We start from the raw sequence: 17,689 nt of genomic DNA on the forward strand, positions 1-17,689 counted from the left end.
CTCCATCAACGATCCGACTGTAGGCCGATTGCGTCGATAGCGCCGGCAATCGGGCGTGCCGGGCACGATAGGAAAGGAACATTGGCAATCGCCGCGCAGCGCTCCTCGTGCGACGCGGCCATGCCGGCGGGCGTCGGCCGACGATACGTGGTATCGTTTGTGAAGGTGCTCCGCACCACTAAAAGGAAGAATGATGAACATGCAGATACTCGTCGTCACTTCCGATTCGCGCGACATGGAATTGCTTGGGCCCCTCGCGCGGCAGTCTGCCGGGGGGGAAGCTCCCAGGCATGTGTTCTCCTTCAAGGTCGTGGACAGTATCGCCCAGGCGATGCGCACCTCGGCCAAGGCCGCCCCCGACCTGGTGCTGGTCAATCTCGACCGGCAGCTCCACGCCAGCGCACTGCATCCCCTCGACCAGCTGGCAGTCTTCTTTGGCAGTGTACCGGTGATCGTGCTGTGCGGCGAGGGGGGGACGCCGGCCGGCAGTACCCTGGCCGCCGGGCATGTCGTGCTGGACAAGGCGCCGCTGCCGCTGCTGGCCGAGATGTTCCGCTCCGTGGTGGCGGGTGCCCGCAAGCTGCACGCCAGCACCGTGGAAAGCGTGCAGCGCGCCGCGCTGCTCGAGGCGATAGCCGACGCGGTCATCAGCACCGACATCGGGGGCAATGTGCGCTACCTGAATTCAGCCGCCATGTCACTTGCCCAGGTGAGCCCGGAAGAGGCAGTCGGCCAGCCGATCGCGCAGCTGATGGTGCTCCAGGATGCCGTTACGCTTACCCCGATCCCGCACCCGCTGCTGGAAACCTTGCGCACGGGCCGGGCGAAGCGGGTCTTGGCGGGATCGGTCCTGGTGCGTAAGGATGGGTCCGAGATCGTTATCGAGGATTCGACCGGCCTTATCGTGGATGCCGACGGGGCCATCGGCGGGGCGGTGATGGTTTTCCATGACATCACGGAAGCCCGCGAACTGCAGGCAAAGGTCGATTACCTGGCCTGGCATGATTACCTGACGGGCCTGCCCAATCGCTTCGCCGCCCAGCGGCACCTGAACCGCATCCTGCGCGAGGCTGCCACGCGCGGCCTGCCGCTGGCGGTCATGTATCTCGATCTCGACAGGTTCAAGTCCGTCAACGACACGCTCGGCCATGGTGCCGGCGACGCGCTGCTGGTATCCGTGGCGGCGCGCCTGCGCAGCTGCTTCCGCATGATCGATTTCGTCAGCCGGCAGGGCGGAGATGAGTTCATCGTGCTGATGGCGCCCGGCGCAAGCACTGCCGAGGCCGCCCGGGCGGCGGATCGCATCCTTGCCTCGGTCGCGCTGCCGCACGAACTGGAAGAGGGAGCGGCGCATGTCGGCTGCAGCATCGGCATCGCCATGTTCCCGGAGCACGGCACCAGTGGCGAAACGCTGCTGCGGCATGCCGACACCGCCCTGCACGGCACCAAGGCGGCGGGCCGCAACCATTACCGGTTCTTCGAGGCTGCCATGCTGAGCACGGCCGTACAGCGCCGCCAGCTCGAAGACGGCATGCGCCGGGCCCTCGCGGAAGGCGGATTCGAACTGCATTACCAGCCCAAGGTCCGTCTCAGCGATGGGGGGCTGTGCGGCTGCGAGGCGTTGTTGCGCTGGCATCACCCGGAATGGGGGTGGGTCGGCCCGGTGGAGTTCATCCGCTCCGCCGAGGAATCAGGCATGATCGTTCCGCTCGGCCGGTGGGTGCTCGGGGAAGCGCTCAGGCAGGCGCGGTCCTGGCACGCGGCGGGCTATGGCTTCGGCCCGATCGCCGTCAACGTGTCGGCGCTGGAGCTGCGGCATGGGGGCTTCGTGGAACATGTCGAGGAAATGCTCGGCGCTTCGCCGCTGGCGCCAGGCAGCCTGCAGCTGGAGCTGACGGAATCGACCTTGATGCGCGACCTCGACCACTCGATCGGCGTCCTCCTGCGGTTGAAGGGCCTCGGCCTGTCGCTGGCGATAGACGATTTCGGCACGGGCTACTCCAGCCTCGGGTATCTCGCCGAGTTGCCGGTCGATGTGCTCAAGCTGGATCGCAGCTTCGTCAGCGGCATCGACAGCGCGGCACCGCGCCGGCAGGCATTGCTCCAGGCAGTGATCGTGCTGGCGCAGAGGCTTGCCTTGCCGACCGTGGCGGAGGGTATCGAAACCGGGATGGAAGCCGCCTTCCTGTCGCGGGCCGGCTGTTCGCACGGGCAGGGCTTCTATTACAGTCATGCGCTCGAGCCCGTTCGGTTCGCCCAGGCCTACCTGGGCGCGCAGGCATGAGAGGGCGCGCCGGCCAATGAGGGGCCGAGGCGACTGGACGTGCTCTCTACGGAGCCGCCTGGGGCCGCCGCCGCCTGCGGTGAGGCTCGAACAGCACGCGCATGACCGTCGCGGTATTCAGGCTGTACATGCGCAGCAGGCTTTCCGCGTAATGCCTCCCATGCGTGGCCGTGCGCCCGATGGCACGCTCGACGGCAAGTGCGGCCGCCACGTTCGTGCGCGGCACCTCCGCCCTGGCCGGCGCACCCTGCGGCATTGCCGAGCGTTGCGCGATGCCCGTCTCGGGCTGGCGCTCGAGCGCATCCCGGACGGCGGGATGCACGGCGTCCCCCGCGCGCCGCGCGCCGTGTTTTCCCAGCACGCGCGCGGCTGTCGCGTGGGCGATGCCGCGCGCGCGCAGGTATTGCCAGGCGCTGACGCAACCCCACTGCGCATCGATGCGGATGGCTGCGTCCACTACCCTTGCCTGCTGCCCGTCCGCCCTGCGGTCACCGTTCATGCCGATCTCCCGTGGCGCGCGTACGCCAAGGCATCTTCAAGCCTGTCGTAGCGATAGGGGCCGACGCTGAAGCGCCCGTGGTCGAACCCGATCGACAGCTCGCGCATCGCCGCTCTCTGCGCGGCATCCGGAGTCCACTCGGGCAGCCACTGCGGGACGAACGAAGCGTCGCGCTCGTACCCTGGCTTTGCGTGCTGCGAGCGCGCGTAACGCAGCGCGTCGTCCAGGTGCTCGTAGCGGTACTGGCGGAAGTGGTAGTGATGGCCGTCGAACGTGACCTCGAGCGCAAGGCCGGCTTCGGCGGAAGTGGACGGGTCGGTCATGATGTTTCCATTGCCGCGGGCGGCGTGATGTTGTGGGAGGCGCTGGCGGCCGGGGCCGGTCCGCGTCATCCTGGCGCGAGGTGCCGCCAATATGTTGAAGTCTACGCCCTTTGCCGAATGCGCGGACTTCGATTGGCGATGGCGCGCCGGAGGCGCAGCCTGGCTCGGTCGATGCGGCGCCCGCATGGCTGAGGCAAGCCAGGGCGGCGGCCAGGAGCTGCCCCCCGGATCGGAGCGCGCCGATCCGCCGCGCACCGGCCCGGGCCGTCGACATCGACCCGTGACAACGAGCCGGTGGCACCGATGGGCCGCGTGATCCGGGGCCGGCCCGCTGCCGCGCATCCAGCTGCGCGGGCTCGATCCGAAGCGCACCTATGCGCTGCGCGCCACCGCCGGCACGGCCGCGCCGCGCACGCCGCGGCAAGCCAGCGGCGCCTGCTGGATGGGCCATGGCGTGCAGGTCGTGCTGGCGGGGACTTCCAGGCGGCGTTCGTGCCGGAGGCGGCGGGCGGATAGCCGTTTTGCGCAGGGTGGCGGTACAATCCTCGCAAGAAAAGTGCCGATTCGCCGGCACCGGGAAGGAGAAAGGCCGGCCATGTCCGTCGACTCCCAATTCGCGGGCCAGCTCCCGCACTGCTACGAGCGTTACCTCGTGCCGCTGCTGTTCGGGCCCTATGCGCAAGACCTCGCCGCGCGTTGCGCGGGCCTCTCGCCGCGGCAGTTGCTGGAAATCGCGGCGGGTACCGGTGTCGTGACCCGGCAGCTCGCCGCCGGGCTGCCTTCTGCGCGCATCGTTGCGACGGACTTGAATCGGGACATGCTCGCCGTCGGCCTGCGCGCGGTTCACACGCCACAGGTTTCATGGCAAGTCGCCGATGCGATGCAGCTGCCCTTCGGCGACGCCGGCTTCGACCTCGTCGTGTGCCAGTTCGGCGTGATGTTCTTTCCCGACAAGCGACAAGCGTTCGCCGAGGCGCGGCGGGTGCTTATGCCGGGCGGCCGGTTCCTCTTCAACGTGTGGGATACGCTCGAGGCCAACGAATTCGCCGCCGAGGTGCAGGCCGCCGTGGCGGAGCTGCACCCGGCCGACCCGCCAGGTTTCTTTGGCCGCACGCCGCACGGCTACCACGACCTCGATGCGATTGCGCGGGACCTCGCGGCGGCAGGGTTTGCGTCGCCGCCGCACATCGAGAGTGTAGCCCTGCGCAGCCAGGCCGCGAACGCGCTCGACGTGGCTGCGGGATTTTGCCTCGGCACGCCACTGCGCCTGGAAATCGGCGCGCGCGGCGGTGATCCGGCGACCGCTGCCGCCTTTGTGGCTTCGCGCCTGGAGCAGCGCTTCGGCAAGGGGCCGATCGGCGGCGCCATGCGCGCTCACGTTATTTCGGTAGTGGCATGAAGGCGTGCCCCATCGTCCAGCCGGCGACCCTCCTGCCGAGCTCGGCCCCCGCAGCCGTCGAATAACGGAAGTGCATGCCGCCATAGATGCGCGCCATCCTGCTTTCATCGGCCAGCGCGTCGGTGTCGGTGTAGGTGCGCGTCGTGTTGGTGACCTTGCTGTCCCAGGTGAAGGTGACCTGGTCGGTGCCGTAGTACTGGCGCAGCAGCTCGCCGAGCGTGGCGGCCGAACAGGAATGCGCCGCCGGATACTCGGGATGATTCGGCGTGGCCAGCACGGGTTTCCATGCCGGATCGGCCTGCGTAGCCGGGTTGCCGTCCGTCTCGGCCAATGGGATGGCGCTTTGCGGGCGCCAGGTGTCGTAGTGATACTTCGCTTCGAGACACGCGCCGATAGCATCGGCATAGTTGGCGTAGATCGCCCCCATCAGGCGGGCGGCATCGGCGGTATCGGCGGTCGTTCGGGCGAAGCGGCCGAAGTTGCGGGTGAAATAGGTGGCTGGCGGCTCGGAGTGGAAGCGCGCCAGCTCCAGTTGCTCCGCCGTGCGGCGTGTACTGTTCATGCCGCCCAGCATTTTCACCTCGTTGAAGTCCGCCGCGTATTCGGCGCTCTCGAGTGCCGGCGGGGGCGGTGGGCGAAACTGGGCGATGGCATTGACCGTGAAGGGACGCATCAGCGGCCAGTAGCGGTTGATCGGGTCCTTGCCCCGGAACCGGCCCGGCGCTTCCTGCGCCTCGTAGCCGGGCAGTACGTTCGCCCGGCCGTCGGCGGCGCGGCGCTCCAGGTGCGCCGCGGCCGCGGCCTTGCCAACGGCGATGCCGCGTGCCTTGCCCGGGTTGTCGGGAATCGCCGCCATGAAGCGTTCATGGGCTTGCCGGTATTGTTCGGAGCGGCTGGGGAAGAGTGCGCTGAGCACCTCGTACGCGGCGCTGCCCGTGGCGGCGTCGAGCGAGGCACCGGCATCGGACCGTTCCGGGGCGAACAGGAACGGGCGATAGCGCCGGTCGATCGCCATGGCTGCGTCGTACATGGCCAGGTGCAGCGTCGCCATGTCGGCCGGGAATGCGGCATATTTTTCCGCCTCGGTTGCCGTGGCCTGGGCCTTCGCAGTGACGGTGGCTGCCCCGATATCGTGCCAGTAGACGATGGCGTTGGTCTTGTCGGCCACGAGGATCACGCGCCGGCCCTGGGCTGGCTCGGCGCCACTGCAGACCGAGGTGGTGCCGACGGCCGTGCAAAGGCAGAGCAGGGACAGGGCGGCTGTCCGCCGGCTCGACGTTGAATGGATGGCGCTCATGCAGCCTCCTGTGTTGACGTGAACGGCCATGGTGCGCGCATTGCGCCGTCCGCTGTGTCACCGGTTGTCGTCGTTTTGTACGCAACTGTCGGCGCGGCGCGCAATTCTTCGGGCGCTGCAATCGAGGTCCCTCGCGGGGCACGGGGTTGTTTCGGGGCCTTGCAGCTAGTGTGCCGGCACGGCAAGTCGCCTGGTTCGCAGCGTGATCGACCAGCGGAGGTCCCGGACCGGCGGAATCGAATGCTGCCACTCCCACCTGGCGACACCGTCCAGCTTGTAGATCGACCTGGGCGCAAGGTCGAGTTTCACCCATTGCCGGTTGGTCAGCTTGTCCGGCGGGTAGCGCCGGAAGCCCATCACGGCAGCACTGCCCAGGGAAATACCGGCCACGGTCTCGTATTGCGGTACGTCCCGGTGCCAACCCAGCTGCGTGCCAGGTGCGTACTCCGTGACCAGCAGGTGATCCAGCTCTGCCGCTGCCATGCCGAGCCAGTCGGCGACGCGTCGACGCAGCGGGTGGAAGCGCGGGTCCAGCTCGGGAGCGGGCGTCACCTTGTTGGTGCCGAAGTCATAGCCGGCGCCATAGCTGAAGATCCGGCAGCGGGATTCGTACTCCTTGTACTGCGCCGGCTGGAGGGGCAGGGTGCGGATGATGGCCAGCAGTTCGCGCTCTTCCTCCACACTCAGGAAGTCCGGCTGGTAGACCAGGCCGGGAATCGCGTCGTCGTCTTCGTGGCCAAACAGGTCTGATTGCATGGTTCGGTCGGTGCAGTTGTTTGTGGTTACATCGGAGCGCCTGTCGTCTTCTTCAAGCGCGTTTCGCTGCTCGCGGGGGAATCCCATGCGCTCATATGCCCAAGCCGCAAACGTGGATCTCGTTTCCCATGACTTCATAATGGCGGTAGTCCTGGCCGTCCTCAAGGCGGCGCCGGATGTGCATGTTCTTAAAGAAGAATCCGCCGGCATGGATGCGCACCGCGTCACGTTCCCCGAACTCCGGTCCAAGCAGATCAGTGGGGGGCGAAAAAACATGATCTCTCCTTGAGGTACGCGACCGGCGCGGCGCAGCCGTGTCGAAACGCTCTCAGTCGAACAGTTCGAGCCCTTCATAGGGCGCCGAGCGCAGCGATGCCAGCCGCGTCTCCAGGCTGCCGACATGAAGCTCCAGTTTATGCCCGTCTGGATCGAGGAAATACAGTGACTCTCCTTCGCTGCTGTTCTGCTGCCACCGCACCACACCTCGCGCCAGCAGAGCGTCGGCACGGTCCCTGAAATGCATGGCGTCGACGGTGAACGCGAGATGGGTGTACTCGGGTAGCGGGCCTTGACGGCACTGCGCATCAAGCGTCAGGCATAGCCACAGGCCCTCGACTGAGAGATAGGCGCCGCGCGCCCATCGTGCGCGCGGGCGGAAGCCGAGCGTATCGGCGTAGAAGGCAAAGGAGCGTTGCAGGTCGGAGACCGACAGGGTGACGTGGTTCAGGGAGGAGATCATCGGGGTGCGGGCCGGTCAGAGGACTACGATTGTAGCGTTGCGCCGCCGCCTCGTGTGGTGGTACTTCATTGTCACGCATGCCGACAGGCGAGCTATCATACTCACGACTCCGGTTCCATCGGGAAGCCCGCGGCCCGGATTTTCTGCCAGCGTTTGCCGCCCGCTCGTATCCGGCCAGTCCCAGGTCCTTCTTTCGCTCCACTCATTGTTGCGCTGCTTCGCATTCCACGGAATCGATGCCCGTAGCTCCCATCTTCACTCCCGCGACGTGGATTGGCCGTTGTCGTGGGGCTGCTGGTGAGTACCTCGTCATGCAGACGCTTGGCGCTCGGAACGTCAGGACGGCCAAGCTGCGGGATGTGGCGGTCGAGTGACCCGAGCGGCGTCAATGGCCCCCTGGGAACCAGCCGGGCGAAATGCTGTCTCATCCTCACCGATGGATCAACCCGATGAGGAGGAACGAACCGTGGGCAATACCAATGGATCGCGCTTTGCGGCCAAGCTGCGTGGCTGGGGTGACGCCGAACAGCAGATGTGTGCAGGGATCGCCGCGCTGGGCCGGCTTGCCGGCGTGGATGTGAGCCTGGGCCGAGGGCCCGAGGACATGGATGAGCTGTTGATCGAAGCCGCGTACCAGTGCAATTTCAACGATGCGGAGTTCATGGACGGGCCGTGCTGCTTCGGTTTCGTGAAAACCGTCGTCGACGTCGATGTGCTCAAACTGCAGGCCGATGCGGTGGCGCAGAGCCTGGCCGACTACGTTCGCGCGCGGGGCGACGCGGCGGCGATCCGCGCCGCAGAGGGGCAGCTTGCTTCCATCGACGAGGCGTTCGCATGGCTGAGGCAAGCCAGGGCGACCGCCAGGAGCTGGCCGCGCGACGGCAGTGCGCCGATCCGGCGCAAGCCGGCTCAGACGGTCGGCATCGGCCCGTGACGCTGAGCCGATGCCACCGACGGCACCGATGGCACCGATGGCACCGATGGGCGGCGTGATCCGCGGCCGTCCTCAGCCGCGACGCGCCGCCTCGATCGTGGCGATATCGATCTTCTTCATGCCCATCATCGCTTCGAACGCCCGCTTGGCGGCTGCCCGGTCGGGGTCCGTGTAGGCAGCCGTCAGTGCACGCGGCGTGATCTGCCACGACAGGCCCCACTTGTCCTGGCACCAGCCGCATTCGCTTTCCTTGCCGCCGTTGCCCACGATCGCGTTCCACAGGCGGTCCGTTTCTTCCTGGTCGTCCGTGGCGATTTGGAAGGAGAACGCAATGCTGTGCTGTATGCCCGGGCCGCCGTTCAGGCCGATGCAGGGAATGCCGGCGACCGTGAACTCGACAACCAGCACGTCGCCTGCCTTGCCGGACGGGTAGTCGGCGGGTGCGCGGTGGATCGCGCCCACCGAACTGTCGGGAAATGTTTCGGCGTAGAACTGCGCCGCTTGCAGGGCCTCGCTTTCATACCAGAGACAAATCGTGTTCTTGGCGACCATGATGTTCCTCCGTCGAGTGGGTGGACTGCCAGCTTAGACCACGCGCTGCGACGGGTCCATGAACATCGCGCCGATTGGCCGCAAGTGTTAAACGGCCCATACAACGCCGGCGTGCGCCGCGCTACCATGCGCGGATGGCGCAATTCATCTTTCCAGAGCAATATCAGCGCATTTTCGAGGCAGTGCCCGGTGCATTCCTGTTGCTGCGCCCCGACCCCGGCTTTACCATCGTCGGCGCCAGCGACGCCTACCTGCAGGCCACGCTGCGCCAGCGGGCCGAGGTGATGGGCCGTCCGGTCTTCGAGGTGTTTCCGGACAACCCGGATACGCCGGAAGCCAACGCGACCCTCAACCTGTCCCGTTCCCTCGAAAGGGTCGTCGCCTCGCGCCAGCCCGACGTGATGGCCGTCCAGCGCTACGACGTACCGGCCGCTTCCGGAGCCGGCTTCGAGCTGCGCTACTGGAGCCCCGTGAACGCGCCCGTGTTCGCCGATGATGGCACGATCCTGTGCATCGTCCACCGCGTCGACAACGTGACCGAGTATGTGCGGCTCGCCGAGGAAAACGCGCGGCAGCGCAGCGTGACGGAACGGCTCAGCGCCGACAAGATCAGGATGGAAGCGGAGATCGTCGAGCGCAGCCTCGAACTCGACCGTTTGAATGGCGACTTGCGCGGAGCAAACCGGGAATTGTCCGAGTACGCGGCGCGCGCGGCGGACGCGGCCCGGAACAAGGATGAGTTTCTGGCGATGCTTGCCCACGAGTTGCGCAACCCGCTGGGCGCCATGTCGTCCGCGCTGCAACTGGCGGCCATCACCCGGCCGGACGAGCCGCGCTATCCGGGCTTGCTCGAAGTATGCCGGCGCCAGGTGAAGAACCTCACGCGGCTGGTCGACGACTTGCTGGAAATGTCGCGCATCGACCGCGGCGCCGTCGAGCTGCACCGTGGGCCGCTCGACCTGCGGGACCTGATCGAGAACGCGATGCACGCAGCGCGCGAGCTGTTCGAACGCCGCCGGCTGACGATCTCGACGCGCATCGCGCCTGCCAACTTCGCCGCCTTCGGCGACGCGACACGCCTGGAACAGGCGCTGACGAACCTGCTCACGAATGCCGCCAAGTACAGTGAACCGGGCGGCAATGTCGAGTTGCGGCTCGAACCGGCCGCCGGGCAGGAGCGCTGGGCGCGGCTCGAAGTGCGCGACGAGGGACGCGGCATTCCGCCGGAGAAGCTCGATGCAATCTTCGACATCTTCGTGCAGGTCGATCCCGGCATCGACCGGTCGCGCGGCGGCCTGGGTATCGGCCTGGCGCTGGTGCGTTCGATCGTGGGCCTGCATGGAGGCAGCGTCCGGGCGCACAGCGAGGGCATCGGGAAGGGGAGCCGTTTCGTCATCGAATTGCCGCTTGCGACCCTGGCCGAACTGGAGCGGCATGAGCAGGCCGACGTCCCGGCCGCCGCGGCGCCGGCGGCGGCGCCGGGCGCCGCGCCGGGCCGCGTCCTCATCGTGGAAGACAATGCCGACGCCCGCGAAACCCTGCTCGCTTTGCTGACGGCGTTCGGCTACTCGGTTTCCACCGCCGCGACGGGCGGCGAAGGGCTGGAACGGCTGATCGCCACCCGGCCCGACGTCGCCATCATCGATATCGGCCTGCCGGAAGTGGACGGCTTCGAACTAGCGCGCCAGGCGCGGAAGGCACTCGGCCGGGCCACCAGGCTCGTCGCCCTGACGGGCTACAACACCCAGGTGGTGCGCGCGGCGGCGCTTGATGCCGGCTTCGACATGTATGTCACGAAGCCGTGCACCCCGGCCAAGCTGGCGGAGATCCTGGCGGTGCCGGGATCGGGCCGATCGTGATGTGTGGTCCTGACGTGTGGTCATCCTTCGCCGATAACCGCTACAGTATTGCAACTTAACCGGGTTGAGCCAACGGAGTCCGCGTGAACGACTTGATCGACAGTGCCCGGCCGCAACACCTGCTGCTGGCCACCGACCTGACCGCCCGCTGCGACCGCCCGCTGGACCGGGCGAAGCAGCTGGCGCTGGAATGGCGCGCCGGGCTGACCGCCCTCGTCGTGCAGCAGGGGCCCAGCACCCCCGAGGAAGTCTCGGCCTGGCTCGATGGCGGCGACACCAGCCATGCATTCGCGCCGGCCGCGCGCGCCGAGCTGGCCGAGGAATTCGCCGGCACGGGCGTCGAGCCCGTTTTGCAGGTGCTCGAAGGCGACGTCACGGACGGCATCCTCGCCGCCGCGGCCACCCTCGGCAATGGCCTGGTGGTCATCGGCGCGTCGTCGGACGTGGCCGTGCATGAAGTCATCCTCGGCTCCACGGCCACGCGCCTGGTGCAGGATCTCGCGCAGCCGCTGCTGGTGGTGCGGCGGCGCACGCGCGGCCCCTATGCCCGCATCCTCGTGGCCAACGATTTTTCCGACGCGTCGCGCCAGGCGCTCGGCACCGCCGTGCGCCTGTTCCCCGACCGGCCCATCACGCTGTTCCACGCGATCGACGCCGAGGCGGATGCGGCGGAGGCAACCGCCCGGAGCCGCCAGTTCCTCGACGCCAGCGTCCCCGATGCGGGCCAGCGGGGCCGCATCGGCGTCGCCGTCGGCCATGGCCTGGTGTCGGAAGCGATCGGGCGTCGCGTCGTGGAAGACGCGATCGGCCTGGTGGTCATCGGCGTGCACCCGCAATGGACTGTTGCGCGCGTGTTCAAGGGCAGCACGAGCGAAGACCTGTTGCAGCAATTGCCGTGCGACGCGCTTCTCGTGCGGGCTGCGGAAGGCGGTGACGATGGCTGACGCCGCCCCGGTGCGGAGGTGACGGCGGTGCTCCTGCTGCTCCTGCTGCTGCCGTTCGCGGCGGCCCTCGTCACGGCCTGCATGCCCGGCGGCTCGCGAGACCGGCCCGCCGCGGTGGCCGGCATCGCCAGCCTGGTCGGCCTGGTGCTGGCAGCCAGCCAGTTCGGCGCCATTGCCGGCGGTACCGTGCCCACGCTGCGCCTTGCCTGGATGCCCGCCCTGGGTCTCGAGATCATCCTGCGCATGGATGGCCTGGCGTGGGTGTTCACCATGCTGGTGTTCGGCATCGGCATGCTGGTGCTGCTGTATGCGCGCTACTACATGTCGTGGCGCGATCCCGTGCACCGCTTCTATGCCTACGTGATGGCGTTCATGGGCGCCATGCTCGGCGTGGTCCTGTCGGGCAACCTGATCCAGCTGGTGGTGTTCTGGGAGCTGACGAGCGCCACCTCGTTCCTGCTGATCGGCTTCTGGCAGGAGCGCAACGATGCGCGGCGTGGCGCCCGCATGGCGTTCACGGTCACGACCATCGGCGGCCTGTGCCTGCTGGCCGGCGTGCTGCTGCTCGGGCACATCGCGGGCAGCTACGAGCTGGAGAAGGTGCTGGCGGCCGGGAACATCATCCGCGCGCACGCGTGGTACCTGCCGGCCCTCGTGCTGGTGGTGCTCGGCGCGCTCACGAAAAGCGCGCAATTCCCTTTCCACTTCTGGCTGCCGCACGCGATGGCCGCGCCTACGCCCGTGTCGAGTTACCTGCACTCGGCCACCATGGTGAAGGCCGGCGTGTTCCTGCTGATCCGCCTGTGGCCCGCGCTGGCCGGCACCCCGGAGTGGAGCTGGATCGTCGGCACCGCGGGCGTGTGCACGATGCTGCTGGGCGCCTGGTTTGCCATCTTCCAGTGGGACATGAAAGGCTTGCTGGCCTATTCCACGATCAGCCACCTCGGATTGATCACGGTGCTGGTCAGCATCGGTACCCAGCTCTCGGTGGTGGCCGCCATCTTCCACGTGATGAACCACGCCGTGTTCAAGGCCTCGCTGTTCATGGCCGTGGGCATCGTCGACCACGAGACGGGCACGCGCGACATGCGGCGCCTGCGCGGCCTGCGCCGCGCCATGCCCCATACGGCGGCACTGGCCGTGGTGGCCAGCGCCGCCATGGCCGGCGTGCCGCTGATGAACGGCTTCCTGTCGAAGGAGATGTTCTTCTCCGCCACGATGATCGTGGGCGGCAGCGACAACTGGTGGATGTCCTACGCCGCCGTCGCGACGGGGCTGTTCAGCGTGGTGTATTCGCTGCGCTTCATCAGCGTGTTCTTCGGTCCTCTCGCGCGCGACCTGCCCGAAGACCCGCACGAACCGGCGCGCTGGATGCGGGCGCCGATCGAATTGCTCGTGCTGCTGTGCATCGCCATCGGCGTGATGCCCGAACGGATCGTGGGCCACGTGCTGGCACTGGCAGCGCGCTCCGTGCTGGGCCCCACCGTGCCGGACTACGACCTGGCCGTCTGGCATGGCTTCAACCTGCCGGTGATGATGAGTATCGTGGCGCTCATCGGCGGCACCGGTGTCTACCTGCTGATGCGCAAGCGCTTCGGCCTGGCCGAACGGGACCGCGTGCCGGTGCTGCACCGGGTGAAGGGCGCGCAGATGTACGAGAACGTCATGACCCGCCTGTTCGAGGGCGCGAACTGGCTCGTGCGCCTGGCCGGCACGCGCCGCCTGCAACCGCACCTGCTGGTGATGCTGGCCGCCTTCGTGGCGGTGCCCTTGCTGCTGGCCTGGCCGCCGGGAGGCTGGCCGCTGCCCGTCCCGCACGGCGTCGATCCGTTGCTGTCGCTGCTCTGGCTGATCGGCGCCGGCTGCGCGGTGGCCGCCGCGTGGCAGGCGAAGTACCACCGGCTGGCGGCGCTGGCGCTGGTGGGCGGCACCGGGCTGGTCACCTGCGTCACGTTCCTGTGGCTGTCGGCGCCGGACCTGGCGCTGACGCAGCTGATGGTGGAAACGGTGACCACGGTGCTGATCCTGCTCGGCTTGCGCTGGTTGCCGGCGCGCCGCCAGCCGGCCCATCTCACCGGCGCGCTGCCCGTCAGCACGCAATGGCGGCGGGCCCGCGACGCGGCGATCGCGGTGGCGGGTGGCCTGGTGCTGGCGGCATTGAGCTATGCGGTGCTGGCGCGGCCCGGCCTGGCCACCATGCGCGACTTCTTCGTGCTGCGCGCGCTGCCGGAAGGCGGGGGCGCCAACGTGGTGAACGTGCTGCTGGTCGACTTCCGCGGCTTCGATACGCTGGGCGAGATCACCGTGCTGTCGGCCGTGGCGCTCACCGTGTACGCGCTGCTGCGCCGCTTCCGGCCGGCGCCGGAAAGCATCGCCATTCCCATGCAGCAGGCCAGTGACGTCGACCCGGCCATCGCGCAAAGGCCGGGACGGCAGGCGCGCGACGGCTACCTGATGGTGCAGGGCGTGTACCTGCGCTTCCTGCTGCCGGTGATGGGCGTGGTGGCCGTGTATTTCTTCATGCGCGGCCACAACCTGCCCGGCGGCGGCTTCGTGGCGGGCCTGATCTTCGCCACCACGCTGATCGTGCAGTACATGGTGGCGGGCACCGAATGGGTCGAGGCGCGCATCCGCCTGCGGCCGCACCGGTGGATCGCCTGGGGCCTTGCCTGCAGTTGCGGCACCGGGGTGGGGGCATGGCTGGCCGGTTATCCCTTCCTCACCAGCCACACGGCGCACGTGGCGCTGCCGGTGCTGGGTGAACTGCACATTCCGTCGGCCTTCGTGTTCGACCTGGGCGTGTTCCTCGTGGTGGTCGGCACCACGATGCTGGTGCTGGTGGCGCTGGCCCACCAATCGCTGCGCAGCCGGCGCGCGCCGCCGGAGGCCAGCCGCGCCGCCGGTCCCGTCGACATTCCGCCCGCCAAGGAGATCCAATAATGGAAATCGTGCTCGCCCTCGGCATCGGCATCGTGTTCGGCGCCGGCATCTGGCTGGTGCTGCGTCCGCGCACCTTCCAGGTGCTGATCGGGCTGATGCTGATGTCGTATGCCGTCAACCTGTTCATCTTCGCCATGGGCCGGCTGGCTGTCGACCGCCCGCCGCTCACGCCGGCGGGCACGGCAGCCGACCCCACCGCGTTGGCCGACCCGGTGCCGCAAGCGCTGGTGCTGACCGCGATCGTGATCGGCTTCGCCACCACCGCGCTATACCTGGTGGTGATGATCGGCGCGCGCGGCATGGCCGGCACCGACCACGTGGATGGCGAGGAGCCCGAGGAATGACGTGGACCGAGCATCTCGTGATCGTTCCCGTGCTGCTGCCGCTGCTGTGCGGCGCGGCGCTGGCGCCGCTCACGCAGGGCTGGCACCGCCTCAAGTTCGCCGTGGCGTATGCCTCGGCACTGGGATTGCTTGCCAATGCGGTGGCGCTCGCGTGGCTGGCCGACATCGGCTGGCCGCACGGGATGGGTGTGTACCTGGCCGCCAACTGGGCCGCGCCATTCGGCATCGCGCTGGTGGCGGACCGGCTGGCCGCCGGCATGCTCGTGCTGACGGCGCTGCTGGCGCTCGCCGCGCTGCATTACGCGCAGCCGCGCTGGGGCCGCATCGGCGTGCATTTCCATCCGCTGTTCCAGTTCCTGCTGATGGGCATCAACGGGGCCTTCCTCACGCACGACCTGTTCAACCTTTTCGTGTTTTTCGAAGTGATGCTGGCGGCGTCCTACGGCCTGCTGCTGCACGGGTATAACGTGGAGCGCCTGCGCGCCAGCCTGCACTACATCGCCGTGAACCTGGTCGCCTCGCTGTTCTTCCTGATCGGCGTGGCGCTGATCTACGCCACCACCGGCACGCTGAACATGGCCGACATGGCCGGGCGCGTCGGCACCCTGTCGGGCGACGATATCGCCTTGCTGAAAGCCGGCGTGGCCATCCTGTCGCTGGCTTTCCTCGTCAAGGCGGCAATGTGGCCGCTGGGCTTCTGGCTGCCCACCACGTATGCCGCGGCCTGCCCGCCGGTGGCTGCCATGCTGGTATTGATGACCAAGGTGGGCGCCTATGCGATCCTGCGCGTCTGGCTCCTCGCGTTCGCCGATGGCGCCGGCCCGCTGGCGCACTACGGCTACGACGCGCTGCTGTGGGGCGGCATGGCCACCATCGTGTTCGGCGCGGCCGGCATGCTGGCCACGGACACGGCCGGCCGGCTGGCCGGCTACGCCGCCATCGTGTCCTCCGGCACGTTGCTGGCGGTGATCGGCTATGGCGAGCCGGCCGTGGTGGCCGCGGGGCTGTATTACTTCGTCGCCTCCACGGTGGCGATCGCCGCGTTCATGCTGCTGATCGAGCTGGTGGACCGCATCCGCACGCCCGGCGCCGCGATGCTGGCGCTCACGGCCGAGGTCTACGCGGTGGAGGATACGCCGGCCGAGCCGAAGGGAAGGGGCGTGCCGGCGGCGATGGCGATCCTGGCGCTGGCGTTCGCCGCCTGCGCGCTCACGATCGCCGGGCTGCCGCCGCTGTCCGGCTTCGTCGCCAAGTTCGGCCTGTTCCATGCGCTCGTCAATCCCGGCCCGCATGCGGCGCCGATCGGGCCGGCCGGCTGGACGCTGATCGCGCTCGTCATCGTCTCTGGCCTGGCGGCCATCGTGTCGCTGATGCGCTTCGGTGTGCGCACGTTCTGGACCGCGGGCATCGTCGCGCCGCCCAGCCTGCACGGCGCCGAAGTGCTGCCGGTGGGCGCGCTGCTGCTGGTTTCCGTGCTGCTCACGGTGGGGGCGCAGCCAGTGTCCGATTACCTGGCCCGCGCCAGCGCCGACATCCACCGGCCCGGCCTCTACGTCGACCGTGTGCTGCGCACGCCGGCGGTCCCGAATCCCGCGCCGGCCGCGGAGGCGCCATGACCCGCTGGCTGCCGTTCCCCATCGCCTCGCTGGCCTTGTGCGCGCTGTGGCTGCTGCTGAACCAGGCGATCGACCCGGCCAATGTGCTGTTCGGCGCCGCGCTCGGCATCGCGATCCCGCTGCTCGCGCGGCGCCTGCAGCCGCTGGGTTATCCGCGGCTGCGCAAGCCGGTGGTATTCGTGCGCCTGCTCGGCATGGCGGCCGTGGAGATCGTCCGCTCCTGCTTCGGCGTGTGCCGCATCATCCTGTTCAAGGATCACGGCACCGTGAACTCGCAATTCATTCGCGTGCCGCTGACGATGCGCGACGAATACGGGCTGGCCGTGCTGTCCTGCCTGATCAACATGACGCCCGGCACGGTGTGGGTGGAGATCCTGCCCGAGCGCCACGAACTGTCGCTGCACGTATTCGACCTGCACGACGCCGGCTGGTGGATCGAGACGATCCAGGCGCGCTACGAACGGCCGCTGATGCAGATCTTTGAAACGGAGGACCACGATGGAAACCCTGCTTGAACTGGCGATCGGCTACGCGCTCGTGTGCGTGCTGGCGGCGATGGTGCTGTGCGCGCTGCGCCTGCTGATCGGCCCCTCGGCGCACGACCGCGTGCTGGCGCTGGACACGCTGTGGATGTGCGGCATGCTGCTGGCGATCGTGCTGGGCGTGCGCTTCGGCACGCAGGTGTATTTCGAGGTAGCGATCCTCGTCGCCCTGGTCGGCTTCGTGTCGACGCTGGCGCTGGCCAAGTTCCTGATGCGCGGAGAAGTCATCGAATGAGCGGCATCGAACAGCTGCCCGGCTGGGCCGCACTGCCGGTGGCGCTGCTGCTGGTGCTGGGCGCCACGATCATCCTGGTTGGCGCCCTCGGCCTGCTGCGGCTGCGTACCTTCTACCAGCGCATCCACGGCCCCGCCATCGCCGTCACGCTGGGCGCCGGCTGCCTGCTGCTGGCGTCGATGGTGTACTTCACCGTGGCGCAATCGCGGCTGGTGATCCACGAGATCATCATCGCCGTCTTCATCCTGCTCACCGCCCCCGTGGTGGCGATGACGCTGATGCGCGCCGCCGTATACCGCGACCTGCGCGCCCGGCGCGGCGACGTGGGAGCGACCGAGGGCGGCGTCTACAGCCTGTCCGAAGACGAGGCGGGCGAGCCGCCGAAGTCCTGAGGACAGTCTCCCGGGAGCGGGCCCAAACCCGGGA

The 17,689-nt window shown here is 68.3% G+C and carries 18 protein-coding genes; 12 read left to right on the forward strand and 6 right to left on the reverse strand.

Annotated elements, in window-relative coordinates:
* The first annotated feature begins 190 nt into the window (after positions 1-190).
* The gene (locus V6Z91_RS17325) at positions 191-2,284 is read left to right on the forward strand and encodes an EAL domain-containing protein (RefSeq protein WP_338758959.1); all 2,094 of its coding nucleotides are present in this window, start codon (positions 191-193) and stop codon (positions 2,282-2,284) included.
* Positions 2,285-2,330: 46 nt separating this feature from the next.
* Here the strand turns inward: V6Z91_RS17325 and V6Z91_RS17330 are convergent, their stop codons facing one another.
* Together V6Z91_RS17330 and V6Z91_RS17335 are read right to left on the reverse strand one after the other, a co-directional pair.
* A complete protein-coding gene (locus V6Z91_RS17330; protein ID WP_338758961.1) occupies positions 2,331-2,783 on the reverse strand; it encodes a hypothetical protein in 453 nt (150 codons plus the stop codon).
* A complete protein-coding gene (locus V6Z91_RS17335; protein WP_338758962.1) occupies positions 2,780-3,106 on the reverse strand; it encodes a hypothetical protein in 327 nt (108 codons plus the stop codon). Before V6Z91_RS17335 ends, V6Z91_RS17330 begins: the two co-directional genes overlap by 4 nt.
* A 595-nt stretch (positions 3,107-3,701) precedes the next feature.
* Between V6Z91_RS17335 and V6Z91_RS17340 the strand changes: the two genes are divergently transcribed.
* Entirely contained in the window at positions 3,702-4,505 is an 804-nt protein-coding gene (locus V6Z91_RS17340; protein ID WP_338758964.1) for a methyltransferase domain-containing protein, read from the forward strand.
* Here V6Z91_RS17340 and V6Z91_RS17345 read toward each other — a convergent pair.
* Together V6Z91_RS17345 and V6Z91_RS17350 are read right to left on the reverse strand one after the other, a co-directional pair.
* On the reverse strand, positions 4,486-5,802 hold the full coding sequence (locus tag V6Z91_RS17345; protein ID WP_338758966.1) for a vanadium-dependent haloperoxidase: 1,317 nt from the start codon (positions 5,800-5,802) through the stop codon (positions 4,486-4,488). The two genes, V6Z91_RS17340 and V6Z91_RS17345, sit on opposite strands and share 20 nt — an antisense overlap.
* A 165-nt stretch (positions 5,803-5,967) precedes the next feature.
* Entirely contained in the window at positions 5,968-6,558 is a 591-nt protein-coding gene (locus V6Z91_RS17350) for an alpha-ketoglutarate-dependent dioxygenase AlkB (RefSeq protein ID WP_338758968.1), read from the reverse strand.
* Positions 6,559-6,670: 112 nt separating this feature from the next.
* On the opposite strand from V6Z91_RS17350, the gene V6Z91_RS17355 reads away from it, so the two are divergent.
* Entirely contained in the window at positions 6,671-6,847 is a 177-nt protein-coding gene (locus tag V6Z91_RS17355) for a hypothetical protein (RefSeq protein ID WP_338758970.1), read from the forward strand.
* Between the two features lie 39 nt (positions 6,848-6,886).
* Here the strand turns inward: V6Z91_RS17355 and V6Z91_RS17360 are convergent, their stop codons facing one another.
* Positions 6,887-7,297 carry a VOC family protein gene (locus tag V6Z91_RS17360; protein ID WP_338758972.1) on the reverse strand — a complete coding sequence of 137 codons (411 nt, stop codon included), beginning with the start codon at positions 7,295-7,297 and terminating at the stop codon, positions 6,887-6,889.
* A 466-nt stretch (positions 7,298-7,763) separates the two neighbouring features.
* Here V6Z91_RS17360 and V6Z91_RS17365 point away from each other — a divergent pair, with 466 nt between their 5' ends.
* Positions 7,764-8,231, forward strand: coding sequence for a hypothetical protein (locus V6Z91_RS17365; RefSeq protein WP_338758974.1), 468 nt, complete (start codon positions 7,764-7,766; stop codon positions 8,229-8,231).
* Between the two features lie 72 nt (positions 8,232-8,303).
* On the opposite strand, the gene V6Z91_RS17370 is transcribed toward V6Z91_RS17365, so the two are convergent.
* Positions 8,304-8,783: a VOC family protein gene (locus V6Z91_RS17370; protein ID WP_338758976.1), complete on the reverse strand. Its 480-nt coding sequence runs from the start codon at positions 8,781-8,783 to the stop codon at positions 8,304-8,306.
* A 182-nt stretch (positions 8,784-8,965) separates the two neighbouring features.
* Between V6Z91_RS17370 and V6Z91_RS17375 the strand changes: the two genes are divergently transcribed.
* The 8 genes from V6Z91_RS17375 (at position 8,966) to mnhG (ending at position 17,655) form a co-directional block, all read left to right on the forward strand.
* Positions 8,966-10,642, forward strand: a complete 1,677-nt coding sequence (locus V6Z91_RS17375) for a hybrid sensor histidine kinase/response regulator (protein ID WP_338758978.1) — start codon at positions 8,966-8,968, stop codon at positions 10,640-10,642.
* An 83-nt stretch (positions 10,643-10,725) separates the two neighbouring features.
* The gene (locus V6Z91_RS17380) at positions 10,726-11,586 is read left to right on the forward strand and encodes a universal stress protein (protein WP_338758980.1); all 861 of its coding nucleotides are present in this window, start codon (positions 10,726-10,728) and stop codon (positions 11,584-11,586) included.
* A gap of 27 nt (positions 11,587-11,613) precedes the next feature.
* Positions 11,614-14,526, forward strand: coding sequence for a monovalent cation/H+ antiporter subunit A (locus tag V6Z91_RS17385; RefSeq protein WP_338758982.1), 2,913 nt, complete (start codon positions 11,614-11,616; stop codon positions 14,524-14,526).
* On the forward strand, positions 14,526-14,870 hold the full coding sequence (locus V6Z91_RS17390) for a Na+/H+ antiporter subunit C (RefSeq protein WP_338758984.1): 345 nt from the start codon (positions 14,526-14,528) through the stop codon (positions 14,868-14,870). Before V6Z91_RS17385 ends, V6Z91_RS17390 begins: the two co-directional genes overlap by 1 nt.
* Positions 14,867-16,486: a monovalent cation/H+ antiporter subunit D gene (locus V6Z91_RS17395; protein ID WP_338758985.1), complete on the forward strand. Its 1,620-nt coding sequence runs from the start codon at positions 14,867-14,869 to the stop codon at positions 16,484-16,486. Before V6Z91_RS17390 ends, V6Z91_RS17395 begins: the two co-directional genes overlap by 4 nt.
* Positions 16,483-17,001 carry a Na+/H+ antiporter subunit E gene (locus V6Z91_RS17400; protein WP_338758986.1) on the forward strand — a complete coding sequence of 173 codons (519 nt, stop codon included), beginning with the start codon at positions 16,483-16,485 and terminating at the stop codon, positions 16,999-17,001. Before V6Z91_RS17395 ends, V6Z91_RS17400 begins: the two co-directional genes overlap by 4 nt.
* Positions 16,985-17,263: a K+/H+ antiporter subunit F gene (locus tag V6Z91_RS17405; protein ID WP_338758987.1), complete on the forward strand. Its 279-nt coding sequence runs from the start codon at positions 16,985-16,987 to the stop codon at positions 17,261-17,263. The genes V6Z91_RS17400 and V6Z91_RS17405 overlap by 17 nt, the downstream gene beginning before the upstream one ends.
* Positions 17,260-17,655 (forward strand): monovalent cation/H(+) antiporter subunit G, encoded by a 396-nt coding sequence (gene mnhG / locus V6Z91_RS17410; RefSeq protein WP_338758988.1) that lies wholly within the window; start codon positions 17,260-17,262, stop codon positions 17,653-17,655. The genes V6Z91_RS17405 and mnhG overlap by 4 nt, the downstream gene beginning before the upstream one ends.
* Positions 17,656-17,689 lie beyond the last annotated feature (34 nt).

This window comes from Massilia sp. METH4, assembly GCF_037094685.1.
Taxonomy (GTDB): Bacteria; Pseudomonadota; Gammaproteobacteria; order Burkholderiales; family Burkholderiaceae_D; genus Rugamonas.